Annotated in this window: 25 protein-coding genes; 17 read left to right on the top strand and 8 right to left on the bottom strand. The window is 65.7% G+C overall.

Annotation, left to right across the window (positions count from 1 at the left end):
• Entirely contained in the window at nucleotides 1-681 is a 681-nt protein-coding gene (locus LKE06_RS00795) for a ferritin-like fold-containing protein (protein ID WP_227996280.1), read from the bottom strand.
• A gap of 524 nt (nucleotides 682-1,205) precedes the next feature.
• On the opposite strand from LKE06_RS00795, the gene LKE06_RS00800 reads away from it, so the two are divergent.
• The 4 genes from LKE06_RS00800 to LKE06_RS00815 are packed head-to-tail and all read left to right on the top strand — an operon-like array spanning nucleotide 1,206 to nucleotide 5,416.
• A complete protein-coding gene (locus LKE06_RS00800; RefSeq protein WP_372477338.1) occupies nucleotides 1,206-2,999 on the top strand; it encodes a DEAD/DEAH box helicase in 1,794 nt (597 codons plus the stop codon).
• Nucleotides 3,000-3,026: 27 nt separating this feature from the next.
• Nucleotides 3,027-4,262: an Rv3212 family protein gene (locus tag LKE06_RS00805; protein WP_227996281.1), complete on the top strand. Its 1,236-nt coding sequence runs from the start codon at nucleotides 3,027-3,029 to the stop codon at nucleotides 4,260-4,262.
• 42 nt (nucleotides 4,263-4,304) lie between these two features.
• Nucleotides 4,305-4,916, top strand: coding sequence for an acid phosphatase (locus tag LKE06_RS00810; protein WP_227996282.1), 612 nt, complete (start codon nucleotides 4,305-4,307; stop codon nucleotides 4,914-4,916).
• A gap of 47 nt (nucleotides 4,917-4,963) precedes the next feature.
• Nucleotides 4,964-5,416 carry a GNAT family N-acetyltransferase gene (locus LKE06_RS00815; protein ID WP_255648642.1) on the top strand — a complete coding sequence of 151 codons (453 nt, stop codon included), beginning with the start codon at nucleotides 4,964-4,966 and terminating at the stop codon, nucleotides 5,414-5,416.
• 32 nt (nucleotides 5,417-5,448) lie between these two features.
• On the opposite strand, the gene LKE06_RS00820 is transcribed toward LKE06_RS00815, so the two are convergent.
• Nucleotides 5,449-5,871: a hypothetical protein gene (locus LKE06_RS00820; protein ID WP_227996285.1), complete on the bottom strand. Its 423-nt coding sequence runs from the start codon at nucleotides 5,869-5,871 to the stop codon at nucleotides 5,449-5,451.
• Between the two features lie 35 nt (nucleotides 5,872-5,906).
• On the opposite strand from LKE06_RS00820, the gene LKE06_RS00825 reads away from it, so the two are divergent.
• A complete protein-coding gene (locus tag LKE06_RS00825; RefSeq protein WP_227996287.1) occupies nucleotides 5,907-6,851 on the top strand; it encodes a diacylglycerol/lipid kinase family protein in 945 nt (314 codons plus the stop codon).
• Nucleotides 6,852-7,101: 250 nt separating this feature from the next.
• A complete protein-coding gene (locus LKE06_RS00830) occupies nucleotides 7,102-7,356 on the top strand; it encodes a WhiB family transcriptional regulator (protein WP_011211115.1) in 255 nt (84 codons plus the stop codon).
• Between the two features lie 115 nt (nucleotides 7,357-7,471).
• Here LKE06_RS00830 and LKE06_RS00835 read toward each other — a convergent pair whose 3' ends face one another.
• Both LKE06_RS00835 and LKE06_RS00840 read right to left on the bottom strand, forming a co-directional pair.
• Entirely contained in the window at nucleotides 7,472-8,986 is a 1,515-nt protein-coding gene (locus LKE06_RS00835) for a sensor histidine kinase (RefSeq protein ID WP_227996288.1), read from the bottom strand.
• A 26-nt stretch (nucleotides 8,987-9,012) separates the two neighbouring features.
• Nucleotides 9,013-9,228, bottom strand: a complete 216-nt coding sequence (locus tag LKE06_RS00840; RefSeq protein ID WP_227996290.1) for a biotin/lipoyl-binding carrier protein — start codon at nucleotides 9,226-9,228, stop codon at nucleotides 9,013-9,015.
• 90 nt (nucleotides 9,229-9,318) lie between these two features.
• Here LKE06_RS00840 and LKE06_RS33055 point away from each other — a divergent pair, with 90 nt between their 5' ends.
• Nucleotides 9,319-9,393, top strand: coding sequence for a 50S ribosomal protein bL37 (locus LKE06_RS33055; protein WP_022597109.1), 75 nt, complete (start codon nucleotides 9,319-9,321; stop codon nucleotides 9,391-9,393).
• Nucleotides 9,394-9,477: 84 nt separating this feature from the next.
• On the opposite strand, the gene rsrA is transcribed toward LKE06_RS33055, so the two are convergent.
• Nucleotides 9,478-9,741 carry a mycothiol system anti-sigma-R factor gene (gene rsrA, locus LKE06_RS00845; RefSeq protein ID WP_227999214.1) on the bottom strand — a complete coding sequence of 88 codons (264 nt, stop codon included), beginning with the start codon at nucleotides 9,739-9,741 and terminating at the stop codon, nucleotides 9,478-9,480.
• 41 nt (nucleotides 9,742-9,782) lie between these two features.
• Nucleotides 9,783-10,553, bottom strand: coding sequence for a sigma-70 family RNA polymerase sigma factor (locus tag LKE06_RS00850; protein WP_255648646.1), 771 nt, complete (start codon nucleotides 10,551-10,553; stop codon nucleotides 9,783-9,785).
• A gap of 136 nt (nucleotides 10,554-10,689) precedes the next feature.
• Between LKE06_RS00850 and ybaK the strand changes: the two genes are divergently transcribed.
• Both ybaK and LKE06_RS00860 read left to right on the top strand, forming a co-directional pair.
• On the top strand, nucleotides 10,690-11,184 hold the full coding sequence (gene ybaK / locus LKE06_RS00855; protein ID WP_227996292.1) for a Cys-tRNA(Pro) deacylase: 495 nt from the start codon (nucleotides 10,690-10,692) through the stop codon (nucleotides 11,182-11,184).
• Nucleotides 11,185-11,258: 74 nt separating this feature from the next.
• A complete protein-coding gene (locus LKE06_RS00860; RefSeq protein WP_227996295.1) occupies nucleotides 11,259-11,579 on the top strand; it encodes a hypothetical protein in 321 nt (106 codons plus the stop codon).
• Nucleotides 11,580-11,606: 27 nt separating this feature from the next.
• Here the strand turns inward: LKE06_RS00860 and LKE06_RS00865 are convergent, their stop codons facing one another.
• Nucleotides 11,607-12,413 (bottom strand): SOS response-associated peptidase, encoded by an 807-nt coding sequence (locus LKE06_RS00865; RefSeq protein ID WP_227996297.1) that lies wholly within the window; start codon nucleotides 12,411-12,413, stop codon nucleotides 11,607-11,609.
• Between the two features lie 164 nt (nucleotides 12,414-12,577).
• On the opposite strand from LKE06_RS00865, the gene LKE06_RS00870 reads away from it, so the two are divergent.
• The 4 genes from LKE06_RS00870 to LKE06_RS00885 all read left to right on the top strand — a co-directional run bounded on the left by LKE06_RS00870 (nucleotide 12,578) and on the right by LKE06_RS00885 (nucleotide 17,572).
• A complete protein-coding gene (locus tag LKE06_RS00870; RefSeq protein ID WP_227996299.1) occupies nucleotides 12,578-14,086 on the top strand; it encodes an aldehyde dehydrogenase family protein in 1,509 nt (502 codons plus the stop codon).
• 99 nt (nucleotides 14,087-14,185) lie between these two features.
• Nucleotides 14,186-15,478: a 3-phosphoshikimate 1-carboxyvinyltransferase gene (gene aroA, locus LKE06_RS00875; protein WP_227996301.1), complete on the top strand. Its 1,293-nt coding sequence runs from the start codon at nucleotides 14,186-14,188 to the stop codon at nucleotides 15,476-15,478.
• Nucleotides 15,475-16,488: a ribosome small subunit-dependent GTPase A gene (rsgA, locus tag LKE06_RS00880; protein WP_227999216.1), complete on the top strand. Its 1,014-nt coding sequence runs from the start codon at nucleotides 15,475-15,477 to the stop codon at nucleotides 16,486-16,488. Before aroA ends, rsgA begins: the two co-directional genes overlap by 4 nt.
• A 115-nt stretch (nucleotides 16,489-16,603) precedes the next feature.
• Entirely contained in the window at nucleotides 16,604-17,572 is a 969-nt protein-coding gene (locus tag LKE06_RS00885; protein WP_227996303.1) for a LysR family transcriptional regulator, read from the top strand.
• A 125-nt stretch (nucleotides 17,573-17,697) separates the two neighbouring features.
• Here LKE06_RS00885 and secA read toward each other — a convergent pair whose 3' ends face one another.
• On the bottom strand, nucleotides 17,698-20,529 hold the full coding sequence (gene secA, locus LKE06_RS00890) for a preprotein translocase subunit SecA (protein ID WP_227996305.1): 2,832 nt from the start codon (nucleotides 20,527-20,529) through the stop codon (nucleotides 17,698-17,700).
• Between the two features lie 582 nt (nucleotides 20,530-21,111).
• Here secA and LKE06_RS00895 point away from each other — a divergent pair.
• The 4 genes from LKE06_RS00895 to LKE06_RS00910 all read left to right on the top strand — a co-directional run bounded on the left by LKE06_RS00895 (nucleotide 21,112) and on the right by LKE06_RS00910 (nucleotide 25,864).
• Nucleotides 21,112-22,515 carry a WS/DGAT/MGAT family O-acyltransferase gene (locus LKE06_RS00895; RefSeq protein ID WP_227996307.1) on the top strand — a complete coding sequence of 468 codons (1,404 nt, stop codon included), beginning with the start codon at nucleotides 21,112-21,114 and terminating at the stop codon, nucleotides 22,513-22,515.
• A 55-nt stretch (nucleotides 22,516-22,570) separates the two neighbouring features.
• Nucleotides 22,571-23,113: a DUF6912 family protein gene (locus LKE06_RS00900; RefSeq protein ID WP_443678128.1), complete on the top strand. Its 543-nt coding sequence runs from the start codon at nucleotides 22,571-22,573 to the stop codon at nucleotides 23,111-23,113.
• 131 nt (nucleotides 23,114-23,244) lie between these two features.
• A complete protein-coding gene (locus LKE06_RS00905) occupies nucleotides 23,245-24,375 on the top strand; it encodes a ferredoxin reductase (RefSeq protein ID WP_227996309.1) in 1,131 nt (376 codons plus the stop codon).
• Between the two features lie 79 nt (nucleotides 24,376-24,454).
• Nucleotides 24,455-25,864 carry a fatty acid desaturase family protein gene (locus LKE06_RS00910; protein ID WP_227996310.1) on the top strand — a complete coding sequence of 470 codons (1,410 nt, stop codon included), beginning with the start codon at nucleotides 24,455-24,457 and terminating at the stop codon, nucleotides 25,862-25,864.
• Nucleotides 25,865-25,904: the final 40 nt, after the last annotated feature.

Below are 25,904 nucleotides of genomic sequence, written 5' to 3' on the forward strand. Positions count from 1 at the left end.
TCAAATTCCTAGGACGGCCATCCGTTCGGCGTGGCTGGCCTGCATGCGCTCGAACAGCGCCGCGATGCCGTTCAAATCGCCGGTCGCGGTGAGCACGAGATCGGTGAGTTCGTCGCGCTGGGCCATGACGTACTGCGCCTGGGTGATGGCCTCGCCGAGCAGCCGCCTGCCCCAGAGGGTGAGCCGGTCGCGCTCGGCGCGGCTCGTGGCGACCGCGCGGCGAACCTCCTCCACCACGAACTCCGAGTGGCTGGTTTCGGCGAGTACATCGCGGACCACGGCGGCGACCTCGGGGCTCAGCGCGCCCGCGATTTCGGTGTAGAAATCGGCGGCGATGCCGTCGCCGACGTAGAACTTGACCATCGACTCGAGCCAGGTCGATGGGTCGGTGGAGTCGTGGTAGGCATCGAGTGCCCGCACATAGGGAGCCATGGCGTCGAAGACTCCGACGCCACGCGCGGCCAGTGCGGACTCCACTGTTTCGAAGTGCCGCATCTCCGCGGCGGCCATCTTCGCGACGGCGACCTTGCCCCGCAGCGTCGGCGATAGCTTGGCCTCCTCGGCCAGCCGATAGAACGCGGAGATCTCGCCGTAGGCGAGGACCGCGAACAGTTCGGTGACCCCGGGTTCGTCAGCGACGATGGATGAAACTCCAAGTGCGGCGGATGGCTGGGCTCCCATGAGTCACAGCGTAGTACTCGGCTGGGATCACGCGGCTTCGCGCACGAATTCCGTACGCGATCCATCCACTCGACTACGGCCACGCCCGGCGCGCAATACCGACGCCACCGGAGCCGGATTCGCCACGCGAGTTGAATTGGCATGTCGCGCAGCTCCCGTCGAGGGATTTGGCAAGCAAATGAGACTTTTGTCCCGGAATTGCCGAGGCGGCAATTCGAGCCACGCACAATATCACGCTACAATCATTGCGGACAACGAAAATTTTCGCCGACCGAGGTTGCCGGAACCAGTGTTCGCCACGGCTCGTGGCGATTCATATTTCGGCCCCGGACGGGCTTCGATGTCCGAGAAAATGTGCGCGCACCAGATCCGCATCACCAATGCGCCGCGCCGATGTCTCCAGGTAGCTGCCGCGCAGATGGCACCCACTGACATCAGGCTGTAGCCGGGGTGAATATCACAGGCGGATACGTGGTTGTCGCGGGCCGGCCGGTCCGCCCCACGCCTCGTGCGCGCGTGACGCGATAACGAGGAAAGGCACCATCCTGAGCAAGATCACTGTCGAACAGGAACCCGGCATCGCAGACACTCTGCTGACCGCCGAACTGGACGAAACACACTCCGCCCCGACATTCACCGAATTGGGTGTGCGCACGGAAATCGTGCGGGCACTCGGCGAGATCGGAATCGAACGCACTTTCGCAATCCAGGAACTCACCCTTCCGCTGGCGCTCGCCGGTGAGGATCTCATCGGCCAGGCGCGAACCGGTATGGGTAAGACTTTCGGATTCGGTGTGCCGCTCTTGCACCGCATCACCACCACCGGCAGCGGGACGACGCCGCTGGATGGAACCCCCCGCGCACTGATCATCGTGCCGACGCGCGAGCTGTGCATCCAGGTCACCCAGGACCTGGAGAACGCGAGCAAATACCTGAAGAACCACCAGGGCCCGCTGCGCGTGCTGTCCATCTACGGTGGGCGCCCCTACGATTCCCAGATCGCGGCGCTGCGCTCGGGCGTCGACGTAGTCGTCGGCACTCCCGGCCGGCTGATGGACCTCGCCGATCAGGGACACCTGATCCTGGGCAAGATCGGCGTGCTCGTCCTCGACGAGGCCGACGAAATGCTCGATCTCGGCTTCCTGCCGGATATCGAACGCATTCTCGGCATGGTGCCCACCCAGCGTCAGACCATGCTGTTCTCGGCGACCATGCCCGGCCCGATCATCACCCTGGCCCGCACCTTCCTGACCAGGCCGACGCATATCCGGGCCGAGGAGCCACACGATTCCGCGGTCCACGACCGCACCGCGCAGTTCGTCTACCGGGCGCACGCGTTGGACAAGAGCGAGTTGATCGCCCGCATTCTGCAGGCCGAGAGCCGCGGCGCGACGATGATCTTCACCCGCACCAAGCGCACCGCGCAGAAGGTAGCCGACGACCTCGCCGAGCGCGGATTCTCCGTCGGTGCCGTGCATGGCGACCTGGGACAGATCGCCCGTGAGAAGGCACTCGGCAAGTTCCGCAAGGGCGCCATCGACGTGCTCGTCGCGACCGATGTCGCGGCGCGCGGTATCGACATCGACGACGTCACCCACGTCATCAACTACCAGTGCCCCGAGGACGAGAAGACCTACGTGCACCGGATCGGCCGCACCGGCCGCGCCGGACGTACCGGTGTCGCGGTGACCCTGATCGACTGGGACGAACTCAACCGCTGGGCCGGCATCGACAAGGCGCTCGGACTCGGTATCCCGGAGCCGGTGGAGACGTATTCGCGCTCGCCGCACCTGTTTTCGGAACTCGGCATCCCGGAGGGCGTGACCGGTACCGTCCGCAAGCCCAAACCGGAACGCGACGACGACGCGGTGGTCGTCGAGCGGCCCGCGCGCGCTCCGCGCAAGCGCAACCGCAGGCGGACCAGGGCGGGCGAGCCCATCGAGAGCGACACCAGCGCCACCGTGGACGACGCGACCGCAACCCCCGAGGACGCGGATAACGGCGCCGGACCGGACAACGCGGAAGAGAACGCCGACAAGCCAGCCCGCCGTCGACGTCGCAGGCGCAAGCCCGCCGACGACACCACCGCCGCGGATAATGGCAACACCGCGCCCGAGCACACCGAGGCCGCAGCGCATACGCCCGCGACCGACGACGACACCGGCGAAGACCATAACGGCAATGGCGCCGGCGACTCGGACGAGCAGCCTGCCCGCCGTCGACGGCGACGGCGCAAGCCCGCCGACGCGACTGCCAGCGATAACGAAGCGGCGAACGGCTCGGACGCGCCGTCCATCGCGGCCACCGCCTCGGTCTAGCGACCCAGATCCGCTACTCTCGCAATCGTGCTCGCACCTGAGCGGCGGACGCGCGCCGACATCATCGCCGCAGTCGCGATCGTCGCACTTGTCGGGATCGCGGCGGTCTTGGTGTGGGCGCGCGGCGACGCCAACGGCACCGAATCGGTGACCGCCGACCATCCCGCATCGACCCCGGCGACGGCCGATCGACTGCCGGGCACCCTGCGCGAGCTGTGGCATGCCCCCGACGGGGCCGCGTCCAGGGCGCTGGCCGCGGCGGGGGCGGTGATCACCGCCGATGACGGTGCGGTGGTCGGCCGGGATCCACAGACCGGTGAGCAACTGTGGCTCTACCGCCGCGATATGCCGTTATGCGGGGTGGAGTCGCAGTTCGGCACGGTCGTCGCGGTGTACCGGGATCAGCGCGGCTGCAGCCAGACCACCCAGCTCGCCGGGGACAGTGGTGCCCGGCGTACCGCGCGCAGCAGCTACATGGATCCCACACTGCGGTTGTCTGTCGACGGCACCTACACCCTCGCGCAGGGACCGCAGCGGCTGGAGATGTGGCGCTCGGATCTGGTGCGCACCCTCGAATACGGCTACGTCGACGCGCCGGTAAACGTGAAAACCCAACCGCGCAAAGGCTGCTCGCTGCTGTCGTCGGCATCGAGTTCGTCGCGGCTCGCGGTGCTGGAACGCTGCCCCGCAGATCCCGCCAACCGATTGACCGTCCTCAATCCGGCACCCAAGGAGAACACGGTGCCCGAGGAGTACGGCTCGCACGTCCTCGTCGGGCCGGGCACCGATTCCGCCGACGCGCGAGTGCTCGCGGTGTCCGACAACCGAATCATGCTGTATCTGCCGGGCGAGCCTGCGGCGGCGGGCGCCGAGGCGGCGGTACCACGGCTGGCGGTATACGACGCGAACGGGAATCCGCTTGTGGTGCACCAGCTTTCCGCGCCGCTGACCGAAAATTCGGCGACGGTCCGAATCAGCTCGGCCTTTTACGTTTTCACCGGCAACAGCGTGATCGCCTCGAGCGCAAGCACATTCGATCCGCTGTGGACGACACCCGACGCACTCGGCACGCCCGCGTTGATGGCCGGTCGGGTGCTGGTCCCGGTGGCAGGCGGGCTCGTTGCCCTCGATCCCGGCTCCGGTGCCGAGGTGGCCCGCATCCCCTTCGAGCGCACCGGCTACGACGGCTCCCCCATCTCGCTCGCGGTGCTCGGCTCCACCATTCTGGAACGGCGCGGCGGCGAACTGTACGCACTCGGCTGACCACGCGCACCCGCCGTGGTGGACGTGCCCCATGATGGATTCATGTCCGCACTGGAAAATGTCCGGCTTGTGCTGTTGCGGCACGGCGAAACGACCTGGTCGACGCAGCAGCGCCATACCGGCCGCACCGATCTGCCGCTCACCGAGCGCGGCGAGGAACAGGCCAGGGCGGCCGGGCAATTGCTGACCGCGCTGAAGCTGCGAGGCCCGCTCGTGCTCACCAGCCCCCGGGAGCGCGCGATGCGAACGGCCGCGCTCGCGGGGCTCACCGACCCCACCGTCGACGACGATCTGTCCGAATGGGACTACGGCGACTACGAGGGAGTCACCACCGCGCAGATCCGTGAGACGGTGCCCGGCTGGACCATCTGGACCGGCACGGTACCGGGCGGTGAAACCGCCGAGGATGTTCGTGCCAGAGCCGACCGGGTGCTCGCGTCGGTCGAGCCGATACTGCCCGATCGGGATGTCGTGCTTGTCGGCCACGGGCACTTCTCGCGGGCGCTGATCGCCCGCTGGGCCGAGCTCGAGTTGCGGGAGGGCCGCCGGTTCTTCATGTCGACCGGCGCGGTTTCGGTTCTCGGTCATGACCACGATGTACGAACCGTCCTCGCGCACAACCTCGTACCCGCGTCGAACGGAGCCGTACTGTGACCGCGACCGGCCGCATCCGCCGCGCTACGCCCGCCGACGTGCCCGCCATGGTCGAGCTCGTCTATGACCTCGCCGAGTACGAAAAAGCAAGGCACGAGTGCATTTTGACGGTCGATCAGCTGCACACCGCGCTGTTCGGACCGACGCCCGCGCTGTTCGCGCACGTGGTCGAAGAGAACGCCGGTGTGGTCGGCTGTGCCATCTGGTTCCTGAACTTCTCCACCTGGAAGGGCGTACACGGCATCTATCTGGAGGACCTGTACGTCAAGCCGGAGACGCGAGGGAAGGGCTACGGCAAGGCCCTGTTGACCGCACTCGCCGAAGAAGCGGTCGCCAATGGTTACGGCCGCGTCGACTGGTCGGTGCTCACCTGGAACACCCCGTCCATCGATTTCTACAAATCGCTCGGCGCCGCCGGACAAGACGAGTGGGTCGGCTACCGCCTCGAAGGCGACGCCCTGGCCACTCTCGGCCGCGGCGCACCAGCCGGGCCGAGCTGATCGGAAGCGGCGATGATCAGCCGGGGACTCGGCTAATCGGGATCGATCCCGTATTCCTGTGCCATCCACCGCGAGGAGGGCGGCGCGAACAGCAGCACCAACGCGGCGACCACCACCACGCCGAGCAGCCCACCGAGTACCGGCCGATGCGAATCGGTGAGCAGTGACCAGGTAACCGGCAACAGCAACAGTTGCGCGATCACCGCGATCGCGCGACCCCATCGCTGTCCGAGCAACAGTCCGATTCCCGCCGCGAGTACCGCACCACCGAGAATCCCGAACCAGGCCGCCGTGCCGTACCCGTTCGCGGCGGTCTGGTCGTGTCCGAGCAGCCCGCGCACGATCAACACGATCGCCACGATCACCGCGACGCCGCCCTCCAGCGCTACCAGCCCACCCGCGCCTCGCACCGTTATCGGCACCGCGGAAATCTCATCCTTGTCGCTATCGGCCACGCGCTCAGCCTAAGCGCGCCCACTAGGCTGCGAGCGTGCGGACGTTGCTGATCGTGAATCCGAATGCCACCTCAACCACGCCGGCGACGCGAGACTTACTCGCGCACGCGTTGGAGAGCCGGACTCAGCTGACCGTTGCGCACACCCAGCATCGCGGCCACGCGGCGGAATTGGCGCAGTGGGCATCGACCAACGAAATGGACCTGATCGTCGTGCACGGCGGCGACGGGACGGTCAACGAGACCATAAACGGCTTCCTTCCGCTGCCCGAGTTGAATGATGGCCAGGCCTGGCTGCCCCGGCTCGGCGTGATCCCGGGCGGCTCGGCGAACGTGTTCGCCAGGGCGCTGGGAATCTCGCCGGACCCGGTGACGGCAACCAATCAGCTCATCGATCTGCTTACCCTCGACCGCGACCGCAAGATCGGTCTCGGCATCGCCGATGATCGCTGGTTCACCTTCAGTGCCGGCGTCGGCCTCGACGCCGATGTCTGCGAAGCGATCGACGCGAGTCGCGCCGCCGGGCACACGGCAACTCCATCAAGATATATTCGAACAACTGTGCGACAATTCTTTCGGAACAAGCGTAAAGAACCAAGCGTCCGAATCGAGATACCTGGACACAAACCCATCGAGGACGTGCACTACGCATTCGTCACGAACGCAACGCCTTGGACATTTCTGAACTCGACCCCGGTGCACACCAACCCGGGCACGACGTTCGAAACAGGCCTCGGAGTGTTCGCCGTACGTTCGATGGCGGTGGTTCCGACGCTGTTGCTCGCCCGCCAGCTCCTGGCCACCGACGGAAATCCCAAGTCGCGCAATTTATTTCGAGACGACGACGTGCCATCGGTGCGGGTCGAAGCCGCAGCACCGATCGGCCTGCAAATCGATGGCGACTTTATCGGAAAACGCAACATGGTGGATTTCACAGCCGTGCCCGAGGTGCTCGAGGTCGTCGCACCACGCCCCTCCTGAGCACGAAACGCGCGAAAAACATCGCTGTTGCGCTGCAAAAATCGGATAGAGCGAGTAAAACTTACCGAGCAGGGGCCCCAAGCGGGACCCTGATGGCGTGAGCTTCCCCACGGTGCACTAGATACCTATTGACATCTACGGTGTTCGTGAAAGCATTCACAAGCAACCGTGCGGAAACATTCGATACGCACAAGTGAACGATCCACAAACCGTCGGCGCCCCTTGTGGCGTCCAGTAAAGGAGCAGAGGAATGGACTGGCGCCACAAGGCCATCTGTCGCGATGAGGACCCCGAGCTGTTCTTCCCGGTGGGTAACAGCGGTCCCGCGCTCGCGCAGATAGCTGATGCCAAGCTGGTCTGCGCTCGCTGCCCCGTTACCGCCGACTGCCTGTCCTGGGCCCTGAAGTCCGGACAAGACGCCGGTGTATGGGGTGGCATGAGCGAGGACGAGCGCCGTGCGCTCAAGCGCCGCAACGCGCGCACCCGCACCCGCACTGTCGTCTGATTTTTCGGGCGACCGGCGTTACCGGGCCATTCAGCCCGGACCGGTAACGCATTAAGCCCGGCACCCCTCGAGGTGCCGGGCTCAGTTGTTTATTACGGCCCGAGGTAGGTAGTTTCTAGCGGCCCGAGCGCCGTCCGAGCGGGACCCGCAACACCGCGTCGGTGCCGATGTCAGCGCCCGGATGCAGTCCGATGGAGCCGCCCAATTCGGCGGTTACCAGGGTCCGCACGATCTGCAGCCCGAGGCGGTCGGAGGACTCCATGCTGAAACCGGGCGGCAGACCACGGCCGTCGTCGCTGATGATGACATCCAGCCAGCGGGCCGAACGCTCGGAACGTATCGTCACCGAACCGTTTTCGCCGGAATCGAAGGCGTGCTCGATGGCGTTCTGAACCAATTCTGTCAGCACCATAACCAGCGGAGTCGCGCGCTCGGCGGAGAAGACACCGAGCGAACCAGTCCTGCGTACCTTGATGCGCGCGGTATGCACGGTGGCGACATCGGCCATGATCGGCAGCAGCCGGTCAACGACCTCGTCGAGGTCGACCTCCTCATCCACCGACATCGACAGCATTTCGTGCACGGACGCGATCGAGGTCACCCGGCGCACCGATTCGGTAAGGGCGACCTGCGCCTCCTCGTTCTCGGTGCGGCGGGCCTGCAACCGCAGCAGGGCCGCCACAGTCTGCAGATTGTTCTTCACCCGATGATGAATCTCCCGGATCGTCGCGTCTTTGCTCAGCAGCGCTCGATCCCGGCGTTTGACCTCGGTGACATCGCGCACGAGCACTGCGGCACCAGCCAATTCACCGTGCGGACGCAACACCAGCGTGCGCAACAACACGGTGGCGCCGCGGGCCTCCACTTCCATCCGGCGCCCGGTTCGCCCGGCCAGTGCCGCCTGGATATCGCCGACCACCTCCTGGGCGTCGAACGGATCGGTGATCAGCGAACGGGTGGTGACGGCCAGATCCTGGCCGGCCAGATCGGCTTGCAAACCCATGCGGTGATACGCCGACAATGCGTTCGGGCTGGCATAGACGACGATGCCTTCGGTGTCGAGCCTGATGAACCCATCGCCCGCGCGCGGGCTGGAATGGGTTGCCGCCCGATCCTCGGTGGTCGGGAAGGTGCCGTCGGCGATCATCTGGCACAGGTCATCCGAGCAGGCCACATACGCGATCTCCAGGGTGCTACGCACCCGCGACCGCTGCCGGTCGGTGTCCCGGCTGAGCACCGCGATGACATCGTCGCCGCAGCGAACCGGAATGGCCTCGCGCACGGCGTGCACCGGACGCGGGTGATAGACCCCCTCCGCCTCGGCATCGCTATCGGCGCGCACGATCTTGCCGGTGGACAACGCCTCGAACACCTGCGGATGATCGGCCTTCGAAGCCAGATCACCTACCCGATCCTCCAGATGCACGGTCGGCGCCGTCGTCGGACGGCATTGCGCGACGCACACGATATCCGCGCCATCGGTGATGGGGCCCGCACCGACCCAGAGCAGCAGATCAGCGAAGGACAGATCGGAGAGCAGCTGCCAGTCCCCGACCACACGTTGCAGATGATCCACGGCGACGCCGGGGAGATCGGTGTGCTCGGCCAGGAGCTCGCTCAGTGTCGCCATGCTCTAGGTTAACCGCGTCGACTCGCTCAGGAGATAACCGCGATCAGGTCACCCTGTTGCAGAACCTGCCCCGGCTCGACCGAGATCGAGGTGACTTCGCCGTTGATCTCGGTGAGGACCGGGATCTCCATCTTCATGGACTCGAGTAGCACCAAGGTTTGGTCGGTCTCCACCTTGTCGCCCACTGTGACCTCGACGGTGAGCACCGTCGAAACCATCTCCGCGCGTACTTCCTCAGCCATGACACCCCATTCGCTAGTCGGCGCTGTATCCGCTGAAGCTACAGCCAACCACACATGAAACAATGGCCTTCAACAGAAGGGAGACTACCGATGGGTAAGCGTGGTCGTAAGAAGCGCAGCCGCAAGGGCAACGCAGCAAACCACGGCAAGCGGCCAAACGCCTGAGCCGTTGTGCTGACAGAACGCGAGCGGCACGCCCCTCCTTGACGGAAGAGCGTGCCGCTCAGTCGTTTTCGGGCCCGGTCTATCTCAAGCCTCGGGTGTCTCCACCCGCGCCACCGTGACCGATCGCCGAATCTCGACGGTCAGCCGGTCGCGCAGCGAATCCGGGGCCCGGTCACCGCTGCATTTGCGACTGAGCAAACCCTTGACCTTCTCCTCGATGCCGTACGCCTCGATGCACGGCGAGCAGTGGTCCATGTGGTGTTGCAGGCGGGCTCTGGTCGCCGCGTCGCATTCGCCGTCGAGCATGAGCCAGACGTCGGCCAGGACAGCCGTGCAATCGAGTTCCATATCGGGGTCGCGCTCCGCAGCCGAGTCCGTGGTTCGCTCGCTCACTGCTTGACCTCCTGGCGTTCCGCCCCATTGCGGTTGAATCCACGTTCGCGCGCTACATCGGCGAGCAAACCCTTCAGCTGCTTGCGACCGCGGTGCAGCCGGGACATCACCGTACCGATGGGGGTGCCCATGATGTCGGCGATTTCCTTATATGGAAAGCCCTCGACATCGGCGTAGTACACCGCCATCCGGAACTCTTCCGGCAGCTCCTGCAACGCGGCTTTGATGTCGTCATCCGGCAGCGCGTCCAACGCCTCCACCTCGGCGGAACGCAAACCCTGCGAGGTGTGCTCCGCGGTGGCGGCGAGCTGCCAGTCGGTGATCTCGTCGGTCGGGTACTGCGCGGGCTGACGCTGCCTCTTGCGATAGGAGTTGATGTAGGTGTTGGTCAGGATCCGATAAAGCCAGGCACGCAGATTGGTGCCCTCCTTGAAGGATTTGAATCCCTGGAACGCCTTGACATACGTCTCCTGAACCAGGTCCTCCGCATCGGCCGGATTCCTGGTCATGCGCAGCGCGGCGCCGTACAACTGGTCGAGCATCGGAAGCGCGTCCCGCTCGAACCGCTGTGCCAGCGCGGTTTCGTCGACCGCGGCGCCGACCGCACCGTCGGTCACCACATCGTCGTCGCTCGTCACACCTGTCCCTTCGATTGCCGTACCTGCCAAATCTACCGGCAGTGGCATTTCCGAGGGGAAGTGGTCATTCATCGGCGACGCCCCGGTCCATACCGGACGTTCCTCGACCAGAACGGACACCCGACACATCTCCTTTACGTCGCGCACAACGCTGCTTGTGTATTTGCGTGCAACAGACAAGGCCCCGGCTGTGTTCCCGGCGCAACGTCGCGGCATCGGAAAATAGGTGCCGAACCCGGGCCGGGGAGACACTATGGTGTCCGGCATGGCCGCAGCCTCGACTCCGGCGATTCGCACCCTGGTCACGGCCGGAGTGGCGCATCGCGTACACGCCTACACCCACGATTCGCGCGCCGACTCCTATGGCGCGGAGGCGGTCGACGCGCTCGCCACGCAACTCGATGTCACGGCGGCGCGGATCTTCAAGACGCTTGTGATCGAACTGTCCACCGGAACGCTGGCCGTCGCGGTGCTGCCGGTGCCGAACACGTTGTCGCTCAAGGCCGCCGCGGCGGCCCTCGGCGCACCCAAGGCCGCGATGGCCGACAAGACGAAGGCCGAGCGGGTCACCGGTTACGTGCTCGGCGGCATCTCCCCGCTCGGTCAGCGCAAGCTACTGCCGACGGTCGTGGACGCCTCGGCGCTGGAGTCCGACCGGATGCTGTGCAGCGCGGGGCGGCGCGGGCTGGAGATAGAGCTGGCGCCCGCCGATCTGATCCGGCTGACCGGCGCCGTCACCGCGCGAGTGATATCGGTGTAATTGACTCCGATTCGCGGCGAACTATGCGTTACTGGACGGGCCAGATTCGTCCGACCCCGAGGATGTGATGCGAAATGTCTCTGCGCACCATGATCATCTCCCTGCTCGGTGCGCTGGTCCTAGCCCTGAGTTCGGCGGCACTACAGGCCCCTACGGCCGCAGCCGCGCCGGACCACCCCTCGGTGACACAGGTCGGTGACTTCCCGTTCGACGGGCTGGGCACCGGTGACACACCGAAGATTCCGTACAAACAGGGCACCCCGAAGAAGGATGAAAAGGCCGACAAGGCCGAGAAGCTCGGCGGCAGCCTCGCCGGCAAGGTCATCGACCTGCTCTCCGACGTCGTCAAGTGCGGGCTGAATATCGCGACGCCGAGCGTCAAGTGCCAGCTCTGATCTGACAAGACCGAACGGGCTGGGCGATCACAACAGGCTGATCTGCCCGGCCTGTTCCGTGTCCGATACCGGCCCACCCGAGACCGTGGCAAGCAATTGTGGCCCGTTGTTCCGGACACTGTTGACCAGATCCGGCACCGGACGTGCCACGATCCCCGATACCGTGTCAGCACTCGGCGTCTCGAGCAGCGATGCGGGCGCCGGATGGCCCGGATCCAGCCAGGCGTCCCAGCTCTCGCGCGGCATCGGCAGCGGCATTCGATCGTGGACGCGGGTCAAGTCGCCGACCGCGTCGGTGGTCAGAATCGTGCAGGACAGCAGTGGTTCGCTCGTCGGCTGCGCACGGTCGCGCCACACCGACCACAGGCCGGCCATGTACAGCCGGGAACCGTCGGCGGCGGACATGTAGAACGGATGCTTGGCCGCCTTCCCCTTCGCCCCGGCCAGCACGTCGGGCTCGACGACCCATTCGTACCAGCCGTCCATCGGCACCAGGCAGCGTCGGTACTTCACCGCGTCACGGAAGGACGCGGTGGTCGCGGCCTTGTCCGCGCGCGCGTTGAACAGCGGTTTCCCCTTGACCGGCACTCCCGGCTCGGCAACCTTGGTCCACACCGGGATCAGGCCCCATCGCATACGCCGGACCCGCAGTTTCGGATCGTCGTCGGGGTGGTCGCGGTCGTGGCGCTCGACCACCGTCAGCACCTGTGTCGTCGGCGCTACGTTGTAGTTGGCGAACCCGCCGGTCGGAGTATCGGCGCCGGTCTCGTCGACGGCGTCCAGCTCGGCGGCGAGCCGACCTGGGGCGGTGGTCGTCGCATATCGTCCACACATACCTCGATAGTCCCACCCGAGGTGGATAAAGTCCGGAACAATGATGGATAGACGGTGACGCCATGAGAGTTCTGACATAGCATCCTCTCAAAGAATGAGCAGTAACTTGTGCCATCCGTCAATGACACACCGCCGCCGCACCCGGTAGTGAGGAGAAACCCACCGTGACAACCACCGAAACCAGCCCCGCGGCGCCGGAAACGAGGCTGACGTCGGTCGACCCTGCCACCGGCGAGATCATCGCCACGCATACCGTCGCCGATGCGGACGCGGTGGCCGCGGCGGTGGCCACCGCACGTAGCGCCGCGGCCACCTGGGGTACGCTGAGTTTCGACGAGCGCCGCAAACACCTGCTGCGATGGTCGACCCAACTGGTCACGAGATCCGACGAATTCTGCGCACTGATCCACCAGGAAAACGGCAAGCCGGTCGACGACGCCTTCCTGGAACTCATGCTCGTCCTCGAGCACATCGCTTGGGCCGCGAAGAACGCCAAAAAGGTTCTCTCGCCCAAGAAGATCTCACCCGGCGCGCTGATGTCGAACTTCTCCGCCCGCCTCGAACAACACCCACTCGGCGTCGTCGGCGTGATCGGCCCATGGAATTATCCGGTCTACACCCCGAACGGCTCTATTGCCTACGCGCTCGCCGCGGGCAACACGGTGGTGTTCAAGCCGAGCGAATTCTCCACCACCATCGGCAATTTCCTCGCCGACACGTTCAAGAAGGCCAACCCGGAATTGCCCGACGGCGTCTTCGAGACCATCAACGGTTTCGGCGCTACCGGCGCCGCACTGGTCACCTCCGGTGTGGACAAGCTCGCGTTCACCGGGTCCACCGCCACCGGCAAACGGATCATGGCCGCGGCCGCGGATTCGCTGACTCCGGTGCTGCTGGAATGCGGCGGCAAGGACGCCGTGATCGTGGCGGGTGACGCTGACATCAAAGCCGCCGCCGACGCCGTCGCCTGGGGGGCGACCTCCAATAGCGGCCAGACCTGCGCCGGTGTGGAGCGGGTGTATGTGGATCGGTCCGTGCGCGAACCGTTCGTCGCGGAAGTGAAGCGCATTCTGACCGGCGTCAAGCCCGGTTCCGGCAGCGACGCCGCCTACGGCCCGATGACCATGCCCAGCCAGGTCGATATCGTGCGCCGCCACATCGATGACGCGCTGAAGAATGGCGGCACCGCCGTGCTCGGCGGACCGGAATCGGTCAAGGCACCGTTCATTGAGCCGGTCGTGCTCGTCGACGTGGACGAGAACTCCGAGGCCGTCTGTGAGGAAACCTTCGGCCCGACCGTCACCATCCGCACCGTGGACAGCGTCGACGAGGCGGTCGAACTGGCCAACAAATCCAAGTACGGCCTCTCCGCCGCGGTGTACTCGAAGAAGGACGGCCTCGAAACCGCGCGCAAGTTGCATGTCGGCGCCACCTCGGTCAATTCGGTGCTCGCCTTCGCCGCCATCGCAGGACTGCCCTTCGGCGGTGTCGGCGACTCCGGCATCGGCCGCATCCACGGCGAACCCGGTCTGCGCGAATTCTCCCGCCCGCATTCGATTGCCGTGCAGCGCTTCGCGATCCCCGGTATGGCGCTGCTCAGCTACTCGCGCACCAAGTCCACCATGAAGCTGCTGCGCAAGCTGGTGCCACTGCTGCACGGGCGCCACAAGTAGCGCGTCAGAACATTTGGCGCGACGATTCCAGGACGACCGACCAGGACTCGATTCGGCTCCGGCCTCGTGTCCGAACCGGCGATAGGCGAAGATGGACGAGTGAGTCTCTGGCCAGCGCCCCATGTCGATGTACCCGTGCACGCGACCGTGACCTTGCCCGGATCTAAATCCATTACGAACCGGGCGTTGATCTTGGCAGCCCTCGCTGACAGACCGTCGACGATCTCCGGTGCGCTGCGTAGCCGCGACACGAATCTGATGATCGGCGCGCTGCGGGCGATGGGCGCGGGCATCGATGGCGCCGGCGACACTCTCACGGTCACGCCCGCCGCGCTGGGTGGCGGCACCGTCGATTGCGGTTTGGCCGGCACCGTGATGCGGTTTCTGCCGCCGGTCGCGACGCTGGCCGACGGCGATGTGGCCTTTGATGGTGACGAGCAGGCGCGGGTCCGTCCGCTCGGCACCATTCTGGACGCGCTACGCGGGCTCGGGGCCGATATCGACGGCAACGCCTTGCCGTTCGTCGTGCGTGGCGGAGGCGGGCTGCGCGGCGGCAAGGTCACCATCGACGCGTCCGGATCGTCGCAGTTCGTCTCCGGGCTCTTGCTGTCGGCGGCCCGATTCGATGAGGGCGTGGTCGTACACCACACCGGCAAGGCGCTGCCGTCGATGCCGCATATCGAGATGACCGTGGAGATGCTGCGGCGCGCCGATGTCGCCGTCGAGTCGCCCGCGGACAGCCGTAAGGCGCAGACCTGGACGGTGACGCCAGGCCCGATCCGCGCGGTGGATTGGGATGTCGAGCCGGATCTGTCGAATGCCACGCCGTTCCTTGCCGCCGCGGCTGTCACCGGCGGCGAGGTTCGCATCCCGCACTGGCCGCGAATCACCACCCAGCCCGGTGATGTGATCCGGGAGATCCTGGTGCGGATGGGCGCCGAGGTCAGCCGGTTCGACGGCGTGATCACGGTGCGCGGCCCAGAACGGCTCGCGGGTATCGATATCGATCTGCACGATGTGGGCGAGCTGACGCCGACGGTGGCCGCCCTTGCCGCACTGGCGGATTCGCCGTCGTGGCTGCGCGGCATCGCCCATCTGCGTGGCCATGAGACCGACCGGCTCGCGGCGCTGTCCACCGAGATCAACCGGCTCGGCGGCAATGTCACCGAGACCGAGGACGGGCTGGAGATCACCCCAGCACCGCTGCACGCGGGCACCTGGCATTCCTACGCCGATCACCGAATGGCAACGGCGGGTGCGATTCTCGGGCTGCGGGTGCCCGGGATCGAGATCGAGGACATCGGCACCACCGCGAAAACGCTGCCGGGGTTCGTCTCGTTGTGGGAGCGGATGCTCGATCCGACGTTCTCGGATCAGGGAGCGGCACACTGAAACGTCCCAGGGGAAACGCGGGTTACGACGAAACCGATGTCCGGGTTCGTCCGGGCAAGAGTTCCCGTCCCCGCACGAAAACCCGTCCGCAGCACAATGAAGCGGAATCGGCGATGGTCGTCGCGGTGGATCGCGGTCGCTGGGGTTGCGTACTCGGCGGTGATCCGCACCGCCCGATCGTCGCGATGCGGGCGCGCGAACTGGGACGCACCCCCATCGTGGTGGGTGACGAGGTGGACGTGGTCGGCGATCTGTCCGGTAGGCCGGACACTCTCGCCCGCATCGTCCGGGTCACCGAACGCCGAACGGTGTTGCGACGCACCGCCGATGACAGCGACCCCTTCGAACGGATCGTCGTCGGGAACGCCGAACAACTCTTCATCGTGGTCGCGCTCGCCGATCCGCCGCCACGCACCGGGTTCGTCGAACGCGCCATGGTCGCCGCGTATGCCGGTGGACTGCAACCGATTCTGTGCCTGACCAAACACGATCTGGCCACCGAATCCGAATTCGCGGCCGCCTTCGACGATCTCGATCTCACCATCGTCTACGGCGGCATCGACGATCCACTCGAACCGATCAACGAACTACTCGACGGCCACCTCACCGCGCTCATCGGGCACTCCGGTGTCGGCAAGTCCACCCTGGTGAACCGCCTTGTCCCCGACGCGGATCGCGCGGTGGGCATCGTCTCCGGTGTCGGCAAGGGACGTCACACCTCCACCCAGTCCGTCGCGCTGCCGCTCCCCGCGGGCGGCTGGGTCATCGACACCCCCGGCGTGCGCTCCTTCGGCCTCGCCCACATCACCCCCGACGACGTCATAGCCGCCTTCACCGACCTCGCCGCAGCCATCGAAGACTGCCCCCGAGGCTGCACCCATCTGGGTCCACCAACCGACCCGGAATGTGCCCTGGACCAACTCTCCGGCAAAGAACGCCGAGTCGCCGCCATACGCCTACTACTGACAGCACTGAACTCCAACGACCCATGGGTAGTCGGAAACAACTAGCTGTGGGCGGCCAGGATGTTGGGGCGGCTGGCCGGCGAGTGCAGCACCCGAACCGCTCAAACAACTCCCTCGCAGCGAGCCACAACGATCAGTTGTGCGCCCATAGGATGGGCCAATGGACACCGAGGCAGTGCGATCGTTCGTCCGGGCGGCCGAGCTCGGACAGCTGCAACACGCAGCCGACGAACTGGGCGTAACACAGCAGGCGGTCTCGAAGCGGATCGCCGCCCTAGAACGCGAGCTGGAGGTCCGCCTGTTCACCCGCACCGCCCGAGGGGTCGAACCGACGCTCGACGGCCAGGCGTTCCTCCCACACGCACGGAGCATCGTCGCGGGTGTCGACCGCGCCATCACCGCGGTCAGGCCGGGCTCGCGGGCCCTTCGGATCGACGTTCTAGGCCTGCGAAGCGCGCAGGCCGTCGTTCTACACGACTATTGGCGGTCGAATCCCAAAACCGACCTCGACGTAGTGACCCTCAGGGTCGACGACCCGCACGTGGCCGCCGCCGCCGTCCAGGCAGGCGATATCGACGCCTCGTTCCGCACCGTCACCGATCCGGCCACGCTGCCGCGCGACGTGCAAATGATCCACGCCTTCGACTCCCCACTGGAACTCCTGGTCGGCCCCAGGCACCCACTCGCCTCCGCACGAACACTGACACCACCCCAGCTGCGCAAGCTTCGGATCTGGGTGCCGGGTATCGTGCCCCGAAGCGAATGGGCAGAGTTCTACGATCAGCTCGCCACCGCCTTCGACCTCCGCATCGACGCGGCAGGCCCGAACTTCGGTAACGAGGTACTCCTCGACACCCTCGTAGACTCCGCCGACGTAGCCACCCTCGTCGGCGCACGCGACCGGTACATCTGGCCGACGAACTACGACCTACGCCGCATCCCGATCGCTAACCCGACACTCGCCTACCCGCTGTCCCTCATGCTTCCTAGAACGAATCCGCACCCCGGACTTCAGGCGCTCATCAACCACCTCGCAAGCCTGACACCGCTCCCCGAAACCGCCTGGCTCCCGTCCTGGGCAACAACACCACGCCGCAGCACCGACGACATCACGCACACTCACCCCTAACAGTCGTTTGCGCAAGTCCATCACCACCATGACTCGCCCAACCGCTCGCCACCGAGTCGACTCGATCTGCCGCCCCGATACCCGAAGGCGCCCATGGACAAGGGCGCCTTCGTGATTCGGTGCGGCTAGTGCCGCCGACGCGACCTCGGCGCTTTCTTCGGCTTCGCCTGGGCGCGCGCGGCCTCGCGGCGTTCCCGGCGGGTGGCGCCATCGCCGTATTCCTCGGTATCGCTGTGCACGGCAGCGCGACCATCCTCGGCGGGACCCGAGTAACTGAAGCCGCGGGCGTTGGAGTCGTCGATTCCCTTGGCGCGCAAGGCAGCCGGGGCACCATTGGACGCGGCGGGGGCCTCTTGAGTTGGCAGCGGGCGGGGCGCGGCCATGGCGCCGACCGGCGAGCGCAGACCCGCGTCGACCGAAACGCCCTCCGGCTGCGGCTGCTGCACCTCAACCTGCAGGTTGAACAGGAAGCCGACCGACTCCTCCTTCAGGCCCTCCAGCATCGCGGAGAACATGTCGAAGCCCTCACGCTGGTATTCGACCAGCGGATCGCGCTGCGCCATCGCGCGAAGGCCGATGCCTTCTTTGAGGTAGTCCATCTCGTAGAGGTGCTCGCGCCACTTCCGGTCGAGCACCGAAAGCAGTACCTGGCGTTCGAGATTGCGCATACTGCCCTCGCCGGCCACGCCGTCGATCTCTTCCTCGCGCTTCTCGTACGCGTCGTGCGCATCGTCGAGCAGCGCCTCGGCGAGTTCCTCCTTGGACAGGTCACCCGCCTCACCGACGGATGTCTCACCGGTCAGTTCCTTGGAGTCGACAGCCACCGGATACAGCGTCTTCAGCGCGGTCCACAACTTGTCGAGATCCCAGTCCTCCACGTACCCTTCGGCGGTCGCGCCGTCGACGTAGGCGGTGATCACGGCCGAGATCATGCTCTGGACCTGCCCCTCCATATCCTCACCGCGCAGGATCCGGTTGCGCTCGCCATAGATGACGGTGCGCTGCTGATTCATCACCTCGTCGTATTTGAGGACGTTCTTGCGGATCTCGAAGTTCTGCTGCTCGACCTGCGTCTGCGCGCTCTTGATGGCCTTGGAGACCATCTTCGCCTCGATCGGCACATCGTCGGGCAGGTTCAGTCGCGTCATGATCGATTCCAGTGCGGCACCGTTGAATCGGCGCATCAGCTCATCACCGAGCGACAGGTAGAACCGGGATTCGCCCGGGTCGCCCTGACGGCCGGAGCGACCACGCAGCTGGTTGTCGATACGACGTGATTCGTGCCGTTCGGTACCGAGCACATACAGCCCGCCCGCGTCGCGGACGGCCTCGGCGTCCTGCGCGGTCTTGTCCTTGACCCGCTCCAGCGTCGGCAACCACGCGGACTGGTACTCATCCGGCGTCTCCACCGGATCCAGTCCCTCCTTGCGCAGGATGATGTCGGTGATGATGTCCGGGTTGCCGCCGAGCACGACGTCGGTACCACGACCGGCCATATTGGTCGCCACGGTCACCGCGCCCGGCCGGCCGGCCTCGGCGATGATCTCGGCTTCCTTCTCGTGAAACTTCGCGTTCAGCACGGTGTGCGCGATGCCGCGCTTGGTGAACTGCTTGGACAGGTACTCCGAACGTTCGACGCTGGTGGTACCGATCAGCACCGGCTGGCCCTTTTCGTGCCGCTCGGTGACGTCGTCGACCACGGCGGCGAACTTGGCCTCTTCGGTCTTGTAGATCAGGTCCGATTGATCGTCACGGATCATCGGCTTGTTCGTCGGGATCGGGACCACGCCGAGGGCGTAGATCGAGTGCAGCTCGGCGGCCTCGGTCTCGGCGGTACCGGTCATGCCCGATAACTTGTCGTAGAGGCGGAAGTAGTTCTGCAGGGTGATGGTGGCCAGGGTCTGGTTCTCCGGCTGGATCTCGACGGCTTCCTTGGCCTCGATCGCCTGGTGCATGCCCTCGTTATAGCGGCGCCCGACCAGGATGCGGCCGGTGAACTCGTCGACAATGATCACCTCGCCGTCGCGGACGATGTAGTCCTTGTCGCGCGCGTACAGCTCTTTGGCCTTGATGGCGTTGTTCACGTAGCTGACCAGCGGCGAGTTGGCCGCCTCGTAGAGGTTATCGATACCCAGCTGGTCCTCGATGAACTCGACGCCCGCCTCATGCACGCCGATAGTCCGCTTCTTGATGTCGACCTCGTAGTGCAGGTCCTTCTTCAGCAGCGGCGCGATCCGCGCGAACTCGGCGTACCACTTGCTGGAGGCGTCGGCCGGGCCGGAGATGATCAGCGGCGTCCGAGCCTCGTCGATCAGGATGGAATCGACCTCGTCGACCACGGCGAAGTTGTACCCACGCTGCACCAGATCGTCGAGCGAGTGGGTCATGTTGTCGCGCAGGTAATCGAAGCCGAACTCGTTGTTGGTGCCGTAGGTGATGTCGGCGTTGTAGGAGGTGCGCCGCTGCGCCGGGGTCATACCGGACAGGATCACGCCGACCTCGAGTCCGAGGAAGCGGTGCACGCGACCCATCCACTCGGAGTCACGCTTGGCGAGGTAGTCGTTGGTGGTGACGATGTGCACGCCCTCGCCGCTGAGCGCGTTCAGGTACGCGGGCAGCACCGAGGTGAGAGTCTTACCCTCACCGGTCTTCATCTCGGCGATATTGCCCAGATGCAGCGCCGCGCCACCCATGATCTGCACCTTGTAGTGCTTCTGGTTCAGCACGCGCCAGGACGCTTCGCGGGCCACCGCGAACGCCTCGAGCAGCAGGTCGTCGAGCGACTCGCCATCGGCGTAGCGCTCCTTGAACTCATCGGTCTTGGTCTGCAGCTCAGCGTCGGTGAGCAGCTCGATCTCCGAACCGAGCGCAAGGACCTCGTCCGCGAGATGGGCCAGGCGCTTGACCGTGCGACCCTCACCAATCCGTAGCAACCTCGTCAGTGTCAGCGCAGGCACGGGTCTCGTCAGTCCTCTGGTCGGTGTGTCAAATGTTCGGCCCCACCCGGGTCGGGCAGTGTGCGCAGCCGGTGCGCACGTTCCCCGCCGGACATGGCGGAATCCGCAGCACGCCCCATGGTAATGCGGCACCCATGGTAGGCGCCGATGACCTGCGACATACCGCCCCACCCCGCGCGAGCACGGAGCCCGCGGGCCGTTTCAATTCACCGTACTCGTCCAGCGTCGGGAGGCGACGACACGTCGTAGCACGCGGCAAACCCGCCCCGACGCGCGCCCATCGTGCAATCATTCGGCGAATCGAATTGCTGCCGAACCCGTTTCAGCACTGTGTCGTACGATGTAAGCCGCCTATCGTTCCGGTGCCGAGGGCAACGCCGGTCCGGCTCCGCTCGCCATGAGACGACACGCGATGGCGGCCACGGTGGCGCGGCTGATGTGGGCAGCCACGAGTAGCGACCCCCGGAATACGCACCTCCTCCTCTGTGATCGATTCGAGTTCATTCGAGCTCGAATCGGTGGAGAATGCGATGAAACCAGGCAAGGGTCGACAGGTGTTCATCGAAAGGAGCATCGGACAGCGTGACCACGAGGTTGACGCCGCAGGACACGGCGTTCTATCGGCTCGAGTCGAGCAGCAATCCGATCCACATCGGCTCTCTCGCGATCGTCCGGAATACCGAGTCCGGGAAACCAGTGCTCGACTACGACCGGCTCGTCGACGTCGTCGAAGCCAGGCTCTCCCTGGTTCCCCGCTACCGCCACAAGGTCTGCGAGATCCCATTCGCGCTCGGCCGCCCCGTTTGGGTGGAAGACAGCGCGTTCGACATCACCTTCCATGTTCGGCATTCAGCGCTGCTCAGCCCTGGAACCGACGAACAGCTGCACGAACTCGTGGCCAGGCTGGCCTCGCGCCCGTTGGACCCGACTCGCCCGCTGTGGGAGATGTATCTGATCGAGGGCCTGTCGGACGAGCGAAGCGCGATCTTCACCAAAACGCATTCGGCGCTCGTCGACGGGGACACCGCGCTCGAGATCGGGCACGTGATCCTCGATAGCGGCGCCTCCCAGCGCCGGACCGCCGACGACGCGTGGGTCGCCCCACACGAACCCTCCGAGGTGGAGCTGTTGGCCGGCGCGCTCACCCACCTCGCGACACAGCCGCGGGAGGCGTTCGAGGTGGTTCGGGACGCGCGCGCGGTCACGATGATGGGCGCCGCGAGCAAGGCCGTCGAGTCCGTGGTGTCGGCGGTACGCGCGGCCACGACCAGCACTCCGGATAGTCCGCTCAATGTCAAGACCTCACGCGATCGATGCCTGGACATCGTGCGCACCGAGCTGGACGACTATCGCAAGATACGCACGAAGTTCGACTGCTCGATCAACGATGTGATCCTCGCGGTAGTCACCGGCGCGCTGCGTAATTGGCTGCTCTCGCGCGGCGAGGCGTTGACCGAGTCGACGACGGTACGCGCGGTGGTGCCGATATCGGTCTACGTCGAGGGGATGGACGGCGACCAGCCGGAACCGACCAGCGAGGTCTCCTCGTTCCTCATCGACCTGCCAGTGGGCGAACCCAATCCGGTGATGCGGTTGTCGCACATCGCGCACGCCGCGGAGGCCAATTGCAAACATCGGCGCGGCGTTCGGGCGCGCACGCTGATGCATCTGGCCGGATTCGCTCCGGCCAGCCTGCATGCCATGAGCGTGCGCGCGGCGAGTACGTTCGCAGGGCACACGTTCAATCTGGTGATCACCAACGCGCCGGGTCCGCAGCTGCCGATGTACATCTGTGGCGCGCGGATGCTGGAGACGTACCCGGTGGCGCCGCTGCTGCGTAATCAGGCCGCGAGTATCGGGATCACGTCCTATGACGGACGCGTCTTCTACGGGCTCAATGCCGACCGCGACGCGATGGCTGATATCGGTGTGCTGGCCGCGTCGGTTCACGAATCCATGGAGGAGATGCTCGGTGCCTGCGTCTGATCACGGCAAATCCGATCGCACCGCGTTGCGGGTCTACATTCCCGCGACCGTCCCGATGCTGCGCGAACTCGTCGCGAACCGGGAGCTGTTTCCGATCGGCGGCACCGCCTTCGCGGTCACCCCGACACTGCGCGAGGCCTATGCCTCGGGCGACGACGACGAACTTGCCGAGGTCGCGATGGGTGAGTCCGCCCGCGCCTCGCTGCGCCTACTCGCTGCCGAGCGTGACGATGTCGCCGAATCATCCGAGCCCTCCGAGGGCGGTACCGACCCGGTCGGCGGCACCGAGCCGGGCGCCGCGAGCCACCGTCCGGTCTACCGGCGCGCGGTGATCGCCGCCGACGTGACCGACGCGAAACTACGCCCAGACCTCGACGACGCCGTGGTGCGGCTGACCGGCCCGATCACCTACGAACGGATCGCCTCGGTGCACGTCGATCTCGCCGAGGCCGAACCCGAGGTGGCCAAGGCGGTGGATGTGGTCGACGCCGCGGACCTGGGCGATACCGACGCCGAGTTCGTACTCGGTGACGCCGAAGACCACCAGCTCGCCTGGTACGCCGCGCAGGAACTCCCCTTCCTACTCGATTTGCTGTGAGCCCTCGCACTCGGCCTCACCACTCCACCTAACCTACGATGCCGTAACCTAGCTTCGAGACGGCTTCGACGACAGCCGCCACAACAGGAAGACGAACGGCATCAATGGTCTTGAAAAAAGGGGGATTCTCGATGCGGGGTGTTCGCGAGTGGCTGGAGGCACCAGCCGCTGACGTTGCCGAGCGCGGTGGCCGGCTCAACGTGCTGCGTGGCGCTGTCGCCCGGGTCACCACCCCGTTGCTGCCAGACGATTACCTCCACCTGGCGAATCCGCTGTGGTCGGCGCGCGAGTTGCGCGGCCGAATCGTCGAGGTGCGCAAGGAAACCACGGATTCGGCCACCCTGGTTATCAAACCGGGCTGGGGTTTCGACTGGAAGTATGAGCCGGGTCAATACATCGGCATCGGCATCCTGATCGACGGCCGCTGGCATTGGCGGTCGTATTCGCTGACCAGCCCACCGAACTGGACCGCCCCCGAGCACGGCGGCAAGCGGCTGATCTCCATCGCGGTCAAGGCCATGCCGGAGGGTTTCCTGTCGAGCCACCTTGTCAGCGGCGTCGCCAAAGGCACCATTGTGCGCCTGGCCGCGCCGCAGGGCGGCTTCGTACTGCCCTACCCGCCGCCGGAGAAGGTGCTGTTCCTCACCGCGGGCAGCGGTATCACGCCGGTCATGTCGATGCTGCGGGCGATGGATCGCCGCGAGAAGGTGACCGATGTCGTGCACGTGCACTCCGCGCGTACCGCCGACGATGTGATGTTCGGCGCCGAACTGCGGGATCTGCACGATCGGCACCCCAGCTTCTCCTCACATCTGCAGCTCACCGGCGAACAGGGCAAGTTCTCGCTGGCGAGACTCGACGAGCAATTCCCCGACTGGCGCGAGCGCCAGACCTGGGCGTGCGGCCCGGCCGCGATGCTCGACGAGATCGAGCACCACTGGCGCGACGCGGGCGTCGCCGACCAGTTGCATATCGAGCGATTCGAGATCGAGCGCTCCGCCGTCGGTGAGGGCGGCACCGTGACTTTCGGCAAGTCCGGGCGGTCCGCGGAGGTGGACGGCGCGACGAGTCTGCTCGAGGCGGGCGAATCGGCGGGTGTTCAGATGCCGTTCGGCTGCCGGATGGGTATCTGCCAAACCTGTGTGGTGACAATAGCTTCCGGCCACACCCGCGATCTGCGCAATGGTGACGAGCGCCGCGAGGGCGACAAGGTGCAGACCTGTATCTCGGCCGCGGCGGGCGACTGCACACTCGACGTGTGAGCACCGGCATCGTGAGCGACCCCGAGGCGTAGGCGTTGCCAGGTACCCTCGGGGTACAACCCGCAGCGAAAGGACCCCGGTGGCCATCACCGACATCAAGGCGTTCGCTCATCTCACCGCGGCGGACATCGAGACGCTGGGGCAGGAGCTCGATTCGATCCGCCGCTCGGTGGAGCTGTCTCGCGGTGAGCGCGACGCCAAATACATTCGACGCACTATCGCCGCGCAGCGCGCGCTCGAGGTCGCCGGACGCGCCGCACTCTTCGGCAGCCGCAACCGCTGGGCCTGGCTCGGCGGCACCGCGCTGCTGTCGGTCGCGAAGATCATCGAGAACATGGAACTCGGACACAACATCAGCCACGGGCAGTGGGACTGGATGAATGACCCGGAAATCCACTCCTCCACCTGGGAGTGGGATCAGACCGGGCCGTCGTCGCAGTGGCGGCGGGCGCACAACTACTCCCACCACACCTATACCAACGTGCTCGGCAAGGACGAGGATCTCGGCTTCGGCATCCTGCGCATGACCCGCGACGAAGCGTGGCGGCCAGTGCATCTGGTACAGCCGTTCGCGAATCTGCTGCTGGCTGGGACTTTCGAGTGGGGTATCGCGATCCACGACTGGTCCATCGAGAAGGAACTCTCGGATCCGCCGCCCTACCGGCTGATATCCGAGCCGGACCGTGAGTTCGGGCGGAAGATCGCACGTCAGGTCGGCAAAGACTTCGTGTTCTATCCCGCGCTCACCGGCCGGGCCTTCAAATCGACGATGAAGGCGAACGCCACGGCCAACCTGGTGCGCAACCTGTGGGCATACGCCGTGATCTTCTGCGGTCACTTCCCCGACGGTGCCGAGAAGTTCACCGTAGAACAGTTGAAAGGCGAGACCAGCGGCGAGTGGTATCTGCGGCAGATGCTGGGGAGCGCCAACTTCGAAGCCGGGCCCGCGATGGCATTCATGAGCGGCAACCTCTGCTACCAGATCGAGCACCATCTGTTCCCCGACCTGCCGAGCAACCGGTACTCGGAGGTCGCGGTGCGGGTGCGTGAGCTCTGCGACAAGTACGACCTGCCCTACACCACCGGCTCACTCGGCAAGCAGTACCTGCTCGCCTTCCGGACCATCCACAAGCTCGCGCTGCCGGATCGGTTCCTGCGACGCACCGCCGACGATGCCCCGGAGACATCCTCGGAACGCAAGTTCGCGGGAATCACTCTGCCTTCGCTGCCCAATACCGAACGCTGGTCGGAGACGTGGGCCGAGACCCATATCCTGCCGGTGGACCCGACGACCGGCCGCAGGTACGGACTGCGCTCCGCGATGCGTGAGGTGAAGGTTGTGCTGCGAGAGAAGGCACGCCAGGAGAAGGAAGTGCTGCGCGAGGCGAAGGTGGCGTTGCAGGAGAAGGCACGGCAGGAGAAGTCATCGCTGCAACAGAAAGCCGTGCGCGAGAGGGCAATGCGCCGAATTCGGCGCAATCGCCGCTAGCATGCTCCGATCATGATCGCAATGGGGGATTTGCCACACT

This window comes from Nocardia australiensis (genome assembly GCF_020733705.1).
Lineage (GTDB): Bacteria > Actinomycetota > Actinomycetes > Mycobacteriales > Mycobacteriaceae > Nocardia > Nocardia australiensis.

Excerpts from the sequence above, each read along its gene's own strand:
- LKE06_RS00835 (WP_227996288.1), bottom strand. The coding sequence starts at position 8,986 with ATGGCGACACTGAGCGAGCTCCTGGCCGAGCACACCGATCTCCCCGGC.
- LKE06_RS00815 (WP_255648642.1), top strand. The coding sequence starts at position 4,964 with ATGGTCGAGCTCGTCTATGACCTCGCCGAGTACGAAAAAGCAAGGCAC.
- LKE06_RS00860 (WP_227996295.1), top strand. The coding sequence starts at position 11,259 with ATGTCTCTGCGCACCATGATCATCTCCCTGCTCGGTGCGCTGGTCCTA.
- LKE06_RS00840 (WP_227996290.1), bottom strand. The coding sequence starts at position 9,228 with ATGGCTGAGGAAGTACGCGCGGAGATGGTTTCGACGGTGCTCACCGTC.
- LKE06_RS00905 (WP_227996309.1), top strand. The coding sequence starts at position 23,245 with ATGCGGGGTGTTCGCGAGTGGCTGGAGGCACCAGCCGCTGACGTTGCC.
- LKE06_RS00850 (WP_255648646.1), bottom strand. The coding sequence starts at position 10,553 with ATGTGTCGGGTGTCCGTTCTGGTCGAGGAACGTCCGGTATGGACCGGG.
- LKE06_RS00900 (WP_443678128.1), top strand. The coding sequence starts at position 22,571 with ATGCTGCGCGAACTCGTCGCGAACCGGGAGCTGTTTCCGATCGGCGGC.
- LKE06_RS00810 (WP_227996282.1), top strand. The coding sequence starts at position 4,305 with ATGTCCGCACTGGAAAATGTCCGGCTTGTGCTGTTGCGGCACGGCGAA.
- LKE06_RS00865 (WP_227996297.1), bottom strand. The coding sequence starts at position 12,413 with ATGTGTGGACGATATGCGACGACCACCGCCCCAGGTCGGCTCGCCGCC.
- ybaK (WP_227996292.1), top strand. The coding sequence starts at position 10,690 with ATGGCCGCAGCCTCGACTCCGGCGATTCGCACCCTGGTCACGGCCGGA.
- LKE06_RS00795 (WP_227996280.1), bottom strand. The coding sequence starts at position 681 with ATGGGAGCCCAGCCATCCGCCGCACTTGGAGTTTCATCCATCGTCGCT.
- LKE06_RS00830 (WP_011211115.1), top strand. The coding sequence starts at position 7,102 with ATGGACTGGCGCCACAAGGCCATCTGTCGCGATGAGGACCCCGAGCTG.
- LKE06_RS00885 (WP_227996303.1), top strand. The coding sequence starts at position 16,604 with ATGGACACCGAGGCAGTGCGATCGTTCGTCCGGGCGGCCGAGCTCGGA.
- rsrA (WP_227999214.1), bottom strand. The coding sequence starts at position 9,741 with ATGGAACTCGATTGCACGGCTGTCCTGGCCGACGTCTGGCTCATGCTC.